Annotated in this window: 1 protein-coding gene and 1 pseudogene; both read right to left on the bottom strand. The window is 64.9% G+C overall.

The genetic code is table 11. The annotated features are described in order from the left end of the window. Positions 1 to 220 precede the first annotated feature (220 nt). A complete protein-coding gene (locus tag M5B43_RS27265) occupies positions 221 to 10,246 on the bottom strand; it encodes an amino acid adenylation domain-containing protein (RefSeq protein ID WP_349292370.1) in 10,026 nt (3,341 codons plus the stop codon). Next, positions 10,232 to 11,545 (bottom strand): annotated as a pseudogene (locus tag M5B43_RS27345) (amino acid adenylation domain-containing protein); the annotation flags it as partial. The gene M5B43_RS27265 and the pseudogene M5B43_RS27345, both read right to left, overlap by 15 nt. Positions 11,546 to 11,665 lie beyond the last annotated feature (120 nt).

The following is an 11,665-nucleotide window of genomic DNA, read 5'->3' as shown; positions in this document are numbered from 1 at the left end:
CCGTCTGGGGCAGGACACCGTTATCGTCAGGTTCAAAAAGAGAGGGATCGAATACGTGCCCCAGGGCTTTCCACAGGGCTGGAAAACTAAAACATCCACGGGGAGGTGTATGTCATGGGAAGCCGGGACAACGCGGGGGTGACAGGCCGATAACTCACCGCGACGCCAATGTGGGAGCGAGCAAGCCCGCTCCCACTTCGACCTCAGATCAGCCGCGCACTCAAATACGGCGCTTGCGCTCAAGCGTCGGCACGCTTGATTGCGGCACCACCAGGTGCTCCACCTGCCCCACCGCCGCGGCCATTGCAGCCAGCGTCGGTTGTGCGAGCAGCACCCGCAGATCGGCGTCCATGCCTTGCTTGCGCATCTGCTCAACCAGGCTGACCGCCAGCAATGAATGCCCACCCAGTTCGAAGAAGTGGTCATGGCGCCCCACTTGCTCGACCTTGAGCACCTTCTCCCACAGCAGCGCCAGGGCGACCTCCACTGCCCCCTCCGGGGCCTCGTAGACACGGCTCAGCAATGCATCCTGGTCCGGCACCGGCAAAGCCTTGCGGTCAACCTTGCCGTTGCTGGTCAGGGGCAAGCTGTCCAGGCGCACATAGGCGCTCGGCACCATGTACTCCGGCAGTTGCCCTTGCAGGCGCGTGCGCAGTACCTCGATGTCCAACGCTTGACGCTCGGTGAAATAGGCCACCAGACGCTTGTGCCCCGGCGCGTCTTCACGGGCCAGCACCACGGCGTCCTTGACCCCGGGGCAACCGGCCAGGCGGGTTTCGATCTCGCCCAGCTCGATACGGAAACCGCGGATTTTCACCTGCTGGTCGTTACGCCCCAGGTACTGCAAGGTGCCGTCGGCGCGCCAGGCCACGAGGTCGCCGGTGCGGTACATCAAGCCGGCCTCGCTGAACGGGTCGACGAGGAATTTCTCGGCGGTGAGGTCGGCACGGTTCAAGTAGCCCAAGGCAACGCCTTGCCCGCCGATATACAGCTCACCACTCACCCCCACCGGCACCGGTTGTTGGCGCGCATCCAGCACGTAGGCACGGCTGTTGCCGACCGGCCGACCAATCGGAATACTGCCCTCCTCGACCGAGGTGATTTCAAAGGTGGTCGAGAAGGTGGTGGCTTCGGTCGGGCCGTAGCCGTTGAGCAGGTGCTGCGGCGCGCCGTCCTTGAGCACCCGGGCAATCACGCTCGGATCGAGCACATCGCCGCCGACAATCAGGTAGCGCAGCTGCTTGAACACCGGCAGCAGCCCCTCGGCGTACTGATGGAACAGCCCGGCAGTCATCCACAGCACACTGACGGCCTGCTGCTGCAACAGCGCGGCAAAATCGGCCCGGGACAACAGCGTGTCCTGGTCGACCACCACCACTGCACCGCCGTTGAGCAACGGCGCCCACACGTCCAACGTACTGGCGTCGAACGCCGGGTTGGAGGCAAACGCCACACGATCCTGCTGATTGAAATCAGCATAACCGTTGTTGATCACCAACCGCGTGATCGCCCGGTGCGGTACCACTACGCCCTTCGGCGTGCCGGTGGAGCCGGAGGTGTACATGATGTACGCCGCCGTTTCGGCCGGTTGCTCAAGCTCAGGGTTACACGCAGGCTGGTCGCCAAGCTTCAGAAGGTCCAGGTCGATGCGCGGCACATCGAACGCCTGCGCCTGATCCGTGTTGCTCAACAGCCACGCGGCGTGGCTGTCCTCCAGCATGAACACCTGGCGTTCGACAGGCGCATTGACGTCCAGCGGCACATACACCGCCGCGCACTTGCTGATGGCCAGTTGGCTCACCAACAGGTCGATCGAGCGTTCCAGCAGCACCGCCACGCTGTCGCCCGCTTGCAGCCCCAGGCCGATCAGGTGATGGGCCAGGCGGTTGGCACGTGCGTTCAGCTCGGCATAGCTGACCTGCTGTTGGCCATGCACCGCCGCAACGGCTTGCGGTTGCGCCTGTACCCAAGCTTCGAACACTTGATGGACCGGTTGCTGATGCGGGTAGTCCCGCGAGGTGCCATTGAAGGTCTGCAACAGCCGCCGGCGTTCATCCTCGGCCAGCAACGACGTGCGGTTGGCTGGCGCATGCGGCGCTTGTTCCAACGTGTCGACCAAGCCGACCAACGCCGTGCACACATACCCCAGTACCCGTTGCGCGCCCACCGAACGTGGAGCCAGGGCACTGATGCGGAAGTCCTCGCCGACATCGTCCACCGAGAGGATCAGCGGGTAGCTGTTGACCCCTTCGTTGGCGAGCATCTGGATACCTTCCCAGGCCACACGGCTGGCTTCGCTGACCGTGGTCGACGCATGACGGTAATTGAGCAAGGCACTGAACAACGGCGCCGGGGCCGCCACGCCGCTGCAACGTTGGGCCAGCGTCAGCGAAGCATGCTCATGGGCCACCAACTGGCTCAAGGCGACATGGGTGTGCTTGACCGCCGCACTCAGGCTGTCGTCGCTCAGGCGCACGCGCAGCGGCAAGGTGTTGATGAACATCCCCATGGAGCGGTCAGCACCGTCACCGGCCTGCAAGCGGCCGAGCAGAACCGTGCCGAACACCACGTCATCGCGGGCCGACACCGCACCGATGACCTGGGCCCAGACCCAGTGATACAGCGCAGCGGCACTGACCCCCAGGTGCCGCGCCTGCCGACGCAGGCGCTGGCTGAGCACCGCGCCCAGCCAATGATCAACCTCTTCGGTGGCATCGCGCTCGCTGTCGATACGTTGCACACCAAACGGCAAGGTCGGTTCGTCGACATCACCGAGCATGTTGCGGAAGAACGCTTCATGAGCCGCCAGGTCATTGCCCTGGCGGGCCTGGGCCACATAGTTGCGGTACGGCACCGAGGCCCCCAGTTGCTGCGCACGCCCGCTCATGTGTGCCTCGATTTCGCCCACCAGCACGCCCATGGACGTTGCATCGTTGACCAGGTGATGGAAGGACAGCATGCCGATCCAGCGCTGGTGCTGCGGGTCATGGGCGAACCCCAGGTGCATCATCGGCGCCTGGCGGATGTCCATACGGTGTTGACCGAGGCTGAAGTGTTCGCGCAACTGCGCCAGCACCTCACCGGCCTGTGGGATCAGCTCGTCGAGCCCCAGTGGGGCCTCGCGCCAGACCACTTGCACCGGCGCCTCAAGCTGCTCCCAGAACAGCCCGGTACGCAGGATGTCATGGCGGCCGATCACGTGTTGCAAGGCTTGGGCGAATCCGTCCAGACGCTGGCGGCTGTCAAACGCGAACAGCGCATGTTGTTGGTACGGGTCGCCCTGTTCGGCGCTGATGTGGTGATACAACAGACCTTCCTGCAACGGCGCCAGGGCATAGATATCCTGCACGTTGGCGACGCCACCGGGAACATGGGCGACGATGCGGTCGATACTGGCCTGATCCAGCGTGGCCAGTGGCAGCAGGTCCGGGGTGATGTGCGTGCAGCCCGGGTCAATACGGTTGACGGGCACCGCCACTTCGTTACTGGCACCCACCGCCGCAGCGAGTGCCGCCAGGGTGGGTTGGCTGAACAGCACACGTACATCCGCCTGCAAACCGGCCTGGCGCATCCGTTCCACCAGGCCCACAGCCAGCAAGGAATGGCCGCCCAGTTCGAAGAAGTTATCGTGGCGGCCGACCTGTTCCAGCTTCAGCACATCGGCCCAGATCTGCGCGAGTGTGGTTTCCACCTCGCCCTCGGGGGCTTCATAGCCACGGCTGATCAGCGCCTCCAGCCCCGGCTCCGGCAACGCCTTGCGGTCGAGCTTGCCGTTGACGGTCAACGGCAGATGGTCCAGGCGTACATAAGCGGCCGGCACCATGTACGCCGGCAGGCACGCTTGCAGGCCGCTGCGCAACGTCTCGATATCCAGTGGCTGCGTCTCAGTGAAGTAGGCCACCAGGCGCCCTTCGCGGGCCAGTACCACGGCTTCGCGCACGTGGGGTTGTTCAGCGAGGCGGGTTTCGATTTCACCCAGTTCGATGCGTACACCGCGGATTTTCACCTGGTCATCGTTACGCCCCAGGTACTCGAGCGTGCCGTCTTCCAGCCAGCGCGCAAGGTCGCCAGTGCGGTACATGCGGGCCTGCGGGTCGCGGCTGAACGGGTCTTTGAGGAAACGTTCGGCGCTCATCTGCGGGCGGTTCAGGTAACCTCGTGCCACACCGGCACCGGCTACATACAGCTCACCCGCAACCCCCAGGGGCACTGGCTGCTGACGCTCATCCAACAGGTAGACCTGGGTGTTGGCCACCGGCTTGCCGATATGCAACACCTGGCCGGCTTCGATACGCCCGGAGGTCGCCACCACGGTGGCTTCGGTCGGGCCATAGTTGTTGACCAGATGGAAGCGCTGCGGCGTGTTGAACTGACGCAGGCGGTCGCCGCCGATCAGCAAGGTCTTGAGGGTCGGGTGCTGCAGCGCCTGGCTGAAGGCGTACTCGGCTACCGGCGTCGGCAGGAAGCTGACGTCCAGCGGCTGGGCCAGCCACCATTGCAGCAGCGCGTCGATGTCTTCACTGCCGTCATGGGCAGGCGGCAGATGCAGGGTCGCACCGACGCACAGCGCCGGCCAGACTTCCCAGGCCATGGCGTCGAAACCGAAACCGGCGACGCTTGACGTGTGGCTGCCGTGCCCCAGTTCAAACGCATCGCAATGCCAGCTCACCAGGTTTTCCAGGGTGCGATGTTCGACCATCACGCCTTTGGGCAAGCCAGTGGAACCGGAGGTGTAGATCACGTACGCCAGGTGCGCCGGGGTCAGCCCGGCGACGTGTGGGTTGCCTTTGGACGGGCCTTGCCACAGGCGCCGGTCCAGTTCCAACACCGGCACGGTCAAGGTCGGCAAGCGTTGTGCCAGCGCCGGCTGGATCAGCACGGCCACGGGCGCGCTGTCGTCGAGCAGGTAACGGAGGCGCTCGGCCGGGTGCGCCGCATCGATGGGCACATAGCACGCGCCAGCCTTGAGAATCGCCACCAGCCCCACCAGCATTTCCAGGCTGCGCTGGGCGCAGATCGCCACCCGATCGTCGGGTTGCACACCGAGTTCGATCAACTGGTGCGCCAGTTGGTTGGCTTGGCGGTTCAGCTCGCTGTAGGTCAGGCTGTGCCCCTGATACACAGCGGCCAGCGTATGCGGGTACAACTCGACCTGGCGTTCGAAACGCTGGTCAATAGTCAGGCCGTGGGCATAGTCGACCCGCGTAGCGTTGAATTCGCCGAGCACCTGTTGACGGGCGTCGGCCGGCAAGATCGACAGGCTATTGAGCGCGGTCTGCGGCGCCTGTTCGAGGGCCTCGACCAGTTGCTCGACGACGCGGTTCACGTAGGCGCAGATGCGTTGCGCGCCCATGGATGCCAGTGCCAGCGCGCTGAGGCTGAAGGCCTCGCCCACATCATTGACGCTCAAGGTCAGCGGGTAGTTGGAGCGCTCCCGTGCTTGTAACAGCTCCATGCCTTGCCAGGCGCGCAGCGACGCCTCGCTGACTTCGGCGGCGTTGGCCGGGGTATGGCGGTAGTTGAACAAGGCACTGAACAACGGCAACGATTGCGGCACGCCGCTGCAACGTTGCACCTGGGCCAGCGAAGCCAATTCATGGGCGAGCAAGCCCGACAGGCGTGCATGGGTGGCCTTGACCGCCGCTTGCACGCCTTGGTCGGTGATATCGACCCGCAGCGGCAAGGTATTGATAAACATGCCCAGGGCCCGGTCGGCACCCTCCCCGCCTTGCAGGCGGCCCATCATCACAGTGCCGAACACCACGCGCTCGGTACTGGAGATCACCCCCAGCACCCGCGCCCAAGCCAAATGGAACAGGCTGGCGGGGCTGACCCCGTTTTTGCGCGTCACGCTGCGCAAACGCCGGCTCAGGCCCGCATCCAGGGTCAGGTCGACCTCATCGATGTCGTAGCCATCGTCGCGCACGTCCTGCTGGGCGAACGGCAGGGTCGGCTCGTCGACGTCACCGAGCATGTCGCGGAAAAACGTCTCATGTTCCTGCTCGCGGCTGGCCAGGCGCGTCTGCACCACGTAGTTGCGGTAAGGCACCGAGGCGGCCAACTCACCCCCTTTGCCGAGCAGGAACGCCTCCACTTCGTGCCACACCACGTCCATGGCCATGTGGTCCATGATGGTGTGGTGGAACAACAGCGTGGCGACGATGCGCTGGCCAGCCTCATCATCGGCGTACACCAATTGCATCAGCGGCGCCTGGGTCACATTCAAGCGATGGCGGCGCGGGTCAACGTGTGCGGCCAGTTGCGCGGCGATGTCGCCACCACGCGGATCGAACTGCACCGCACGCGTGATCATCTGCGCCTGGCGCCAGACCACTTGCACCGGCTGCTCCAGACCTTCCCAGACAAACCCGGTACGCAGCACATCGTGGCGGTCGATGACCTGTTGCAAGGCCCGGGCAAATTGCTGCAGGCGTGCCAGGTTGGCAAACGCGAACTGGCCCTGTTGCACATACAAGTCGCCCTGTTCGGCGCTGATGTGGTGGTAAAGAATGCCTTCCTGCAGCGGTGCCAGCGGGTAGATATCCTGCACGTTGGCGGCACCGCCCGCGACGGTGGCGACGATGCGATCGATGCTGGCCTGATCGAGTGTCACCAGCGGCAGCAGCTGCGGCGTGATGTGCGTGCAACCGGCCGGGATAACGTTGGCCGGCACCTGGATCTCACGCCCGCTGCCCACGGCAGCGGCCAGCGCCGCCAGGGTTGGCTGGTTGAACAACACACGCACGTCGGTGTTCAGGCCGGCCTGGCGCATGCGGCCAATCAGGCCGACGGCCAGCAGCGAATGCCCGCCCAGTTCAAAGAAGTGATCGTGACGCCCCACCTTCTCGACCTTGAGCACATCGGCCCAGATCTGCGCCAGCAGGGTTTCGACCGCACCAACCGGTGCTTCATAACCGCGTGCAAGCACCGACTCCATGCCCGGCTCCGGCAGGGCCTTGCGGTCAAGCTTGCCATTGGGACTCAACGGCAAGGTCTCCAACACCACGTATGCCTGCGGCACCATGTAGGCAGGCAAGTACTGCTGCAGCTGCTCGCGCAGGGCTTCGATATCCAGGGTCGACGCCGCCTCATGCCGCGTGAGATACGCCACCAGGCGCTCGTCACGCACCCATACCACGGCTTCGCGCACATCGGTGTGCGCCAACAGGCGCGCTTGGATTTCCCCCAGTTCGATGCGCAAGCCGCGCAGCTTGACTTGATCGTCATTGCGGCCCAGGTATTCGAGGCTGCCGTCGGCCAGGTAACGCACCAGGTCACCGGTTTTGTACAAGCGTCCAGTGCCGGTGAACGGGTCTGCCAGGAAGCGCTCGGCCGTCAGGTCATCGCGCCCCAGGTAGCCACGGGCAACACCGGCGCCGCCGATATACAACTCGCCTGCGACCCCCAGCGCCACCGGTTCCAGGCGTGCATCGAGCACATAGGCCCGCACGTTGGCGATCGGTTTGCCAATCGGCACCGAGTCGACCGGCAGGTGGCCGTCGCAGGTCCACGAGGTGCTGTCGATGGTGGCCTCGGTCGGCCCATATAAGTTGACGATACCGTGGGTGGTCAGTGCCCGGGCCTGCATCGCCAGTTGTGGCTCCAGCGCTTCGCCGCCGCTGAACAGGTAGCGACACTGCACGCCGCTGGCCGGCAGTTGCACCAGCAGGCGCAGCAGGCTCGGCACGAACTGGGCGACGCTGACCTGTTGTTCCACCAGGGTCTGCGCCATCTGCTCAACGTCCCGCGAGGCGTGTGCCGGCAACAGCACCAGACGCGCACCGATGGCCAGTGGCGTCCAGATTTCCCAGACCGACGCGTCGAAAGCCACCGAGGTGCGTTGCAGGATCCGCTCATTGGCATCGAAGCCAAAGGTACGGGTCTGCCAGGTGATGTGGTTGACCAGGGAACCATGCTCGACCATCACGCCTTTGGGGCGCCCGGTAGAGCCCGAGGTGAAGATTACGTAGGCCAGGTGATTCGGCCCGGCCACGGCGGCCGGGTTGTGCAGCGGTTGCGCGGGCAACGGCGCGTCGTCCAGGTCCAGCAGCGCGATGTCGCTGTCACCCAGCACTCCACGGGTTCGGGCGTGCACCAGCACCGCCAGTGGCTGGCTGTCTTGCAGGGCCAGTGCCAGGCGTTGCGACGGGTACTCCGGGTCAAGTGGCACGTAACCGGCGCCTGACTTGAGAATGCCCAGCAGCCCGACAATCATCGCAAGGCTGCGCTCCATGCAGATCGCCACCCGTGCATCGGCCTGCGCGCCGAGGTTACGCAGGTAATGCGCTACCTGGTTGGCCTGCTCGTTGAGTTGGCGGTAGCTCAGCGCCTGGTCATCCAGCACCACCGCCACGGCGTGCGGCGTGTGCAAGGCGTGCGCCTCGATCATCTGCACCACGGTCAGGTCCCGTGGGTACTCGGCGGCGGTGGCGTTGAAGTCCACGATCAACTGGCGGGTCTGCGACGGCGAGAGCATCGACAGATGCTCCAGCGCCATCTGTGGCGCCTGCTCCAGGGCCTCGACCAGTTGCTCGAGCAGGGTCGCAAGGTAACCACAGATCAGTTGCGGGTCCACCGACGCGACGGTCAACGCATCCAGGCTGAAGTCTTCACCCAGGTCGTTGACGCTCAGGCTGACCGGGTAGTTGGTGCGTTCTTCGGACGTCAGGAAGCGCATCCCGCGCCAGGCCTGCTCTGTCTCGGCCGTCAGCGTGGTGTGCGCCGCCGGCGTGTGGCGATAGTTGAGCAGCGCACTGAACAACGGTGTCGATTGCGCCACCCCACTGCAACGTTGCACCAGGGCCAGCGACGCATGTTCATGCCCCAGCAGCCCGGTCAAGCGCGCATGGGTCGCCTTGACCGCAGCCAGCACGCCCATGCCCGTGATATCGACCCGCAGCGGCAAGGTATTGATAAACATGCCCAGCGCACGGTCGGCGCCGTCGCCCCCCTGCATGCGGCCCATCAGTACGGTACCAAACACCACGTGGCGGGCGTCGGACACACTGCCCAACACCTTGGCCCACGCCAGATGAAACACGCTGGCGGCGCTGACACCCAGGAGTCGTGCCTGTGTGCGCAGGCGCCGGCTCAACGCGGCGTCCAGGGTCAACGAGGCTTCACGGATGGCGTGCCCCTCGCCCTGTACATCCTGCAAACCGAACGGCAACGTCGGCTCGTCGATATCACCGAGCATGTCGCGGAAGAACGTCTCGTGTTCGTGTTCACTGAGACCCAGGCGCGCCTGGGCCACATAGTTGCGGTACGGAATCGCAGGCGCCAGGGGCTCGGCCTGCCCCAACAGGCTGGCCTGCATTTCCTGGCTGACCACCTCCAGGGCGGTATGGTCCAGGGCCAGGTGATGGAACAGCAGGATGGCGACCACGCGTTGATGGGCGCGGTCCTCGGCGTACACCAGGCGAATCAACGGGGCCTGGCTGACCTCGAGGCGGTAATGCCGGGCGTCAAAACGCCCATGCAGTTGAGCCAGAATGTCGCCGTCGGCCGGGTCCAGGTCGATCGCGTGCACCGGCAATTCGGCATTGCGCCACACCACTTGCGCCGGGCTGGCCATGTCCTCCCACACCACGGCGGTCCGCAGGATGTCATGACGGTCGATCACCCGCTGCAACGCCTGGGCAAACGCTTGCAGGCGCTCGACGTCGTCGAACTCCAACTGCGATTGCAGCAGGTACGGGTCGCCCTGCTCCGCGGTGATGTGGTGATAAAAAATGCCTTCCTGCAACGGCGCCAGGGCGTAAATATCCTGCACATTGCTCACGCCGCCCGGCACGCTGGCAACGATGCGGTCGATCGCCGCCTGGTCCAGCTGGGCCAAGGGCAACAGGTCTGGGGTGATATGTGTGCACGCGGGAGTGATCAGGTTGGCCGGCACGGCCACCTCACGCCCTGAGCCGACAGCGGCGGCCAGTGCCGCCAGGGTTGGTTGGCTGAACAGCACGCGCACGTCGGCGCTGAGGTCGGCGCGACGCATGCGTTCGATCAGGTTCACGGCCAGCAGCGAATGACCGCCCAGTTCGAAGAAGTTGTCGTGACGCCCCACTTGCTCAACCTTGAGCACATCGGCCCAGATCTGCGCGAGCACGTTCTCCACGTCGCCTTGCGGCGCTTCGTAGCCACGGCTGAGCAACGCGGCCTGATCGGGTGCGGGCAAGGCTTTGCGGTCGACCTTGCCGTTGTTGGTCAGCGGCAAATAGTCCAGGCGCACGTAGGCGGCGGGCACCATGTAGTCCGGCAATTGCGCTTGCAGATGGTCACGCAGCGCCTGGAGGTCGACACTGTCGCGCTCGGTGAAATAGGCCACCAGGCGTTTGAGCCCTGGCTCGTCTTCACGGGCCAGCACCGCCACGTCCTTGACCTGCGGGTGCTCACCCAGGCGCGCCTCGATCTCGCCCAGCTCGATGCGGAAACCACGGATTTTCACCTGGTCATCGTTACGGCCCTGGTACTGCAAGGTACCGTCCGCGCGCCAGGCCACCCGGTCGCCGGTACGGTACATCACGCCCGTGTCGCTGAACGGGTCGGCGAGGAATGTTTGCGCCGTCAGGTCGGCACGGTTCAGGTAGCCGAGGGCAACCCCCTGACCGCCGATGTAGAGTTCACCGGTCACGCCGACCGGCACCGGTTGTTGCTGTGCATCCAGCACGTAGGCACGACTGTTACCCACCGGCCGGCCAATCGGAATACTGCCCTCCTCGGCCTTGGTGATTGCATGGGTGGTCGAAAAGGTGGTGGCTTCGGTCGGGCCGTAGCCGTTGAGCAGGTGCTGCGGCGCGCCGTCCTTGAGTACCCGTGCGATGACGCTTGGGTCAAGGACGTCACCGCCGACGATCAGGTAGCGCAATTGCGTGAAGACCGGCAGCAGCCCTTCGGCGTACTGGTGGAACAAGCCTGCGGTCATCCACAACACGCTGATCGCTTGCTGCTGCAACAGTGCGGCGAAATCGGCCTGGGACAACAACGTTTCCTGGTCGACCACCACCACCGCGCCGCCATTGAGCAAGGGTGCCCACACGTCGAGGGTACTGGCATCGAACGCCGGATTGGAGGCAAACGCCACGCGGTCGTGCGGGTTGAAATCGGCATAGCCGTTGTTGATCACCAGGCGCGTAATTGCCCGGTGCGGCACCACTACGCCTTTTGGCGTGCCGGTAGAGCCGGAGGTGTACATGACGTACGCCGCCGTTTCGGCTGACTGTTCAAGTGCCGGGTTGTGGCTGGCACCCGTACTCAGGTCCAGGCCGTCGAGATCCACACGACGCGCGCCTTCGGGCGCCTCGATCGATGCCAACGCCAGCACCCACTGTGCCCCGCTGTCCGTAACCATGAAGCCTTGACGGTCCAGCGGTGCGTTGACATCCAGCGGCACATACACCGCCGCGCACTTGCTGATGGCCAGTTGACTGACCAGCAGGTCCACGGAGCGCTCCAGCAGGATTGCCACGCGCTCGCCGGGTGCGACACCCAAACCGAGCAAATGATGGGCCAGGCGGTTGGCACGCCGGTTCAGTTGCGCGTAGCTCAAGGTTTGCGTGCCATGCACCGCGGCCACGGCCTCGGGAACCGCCGCCGTACGCGCCTCGAACAGCGCATGAAGCGTCTGGGTATGCGGGTAGTCACGGCCGGTGGCGTTGAACTCGACCAG

Origin of the sequence: Pseudomonas sp. MWU15-20650 (assembly GCF_023242475.1) — a bacterium.
In the GTDB taxonomy this organism is placed as follows: Bacteria; Pseudomonadota; Gammaproteobacteria; order Pseudomonadales; family Pseudomonadaceae; genus Aquipseudomonas.
This window is presented reverse-complemented; position numbering and strand designations above follow the sequence as displayed.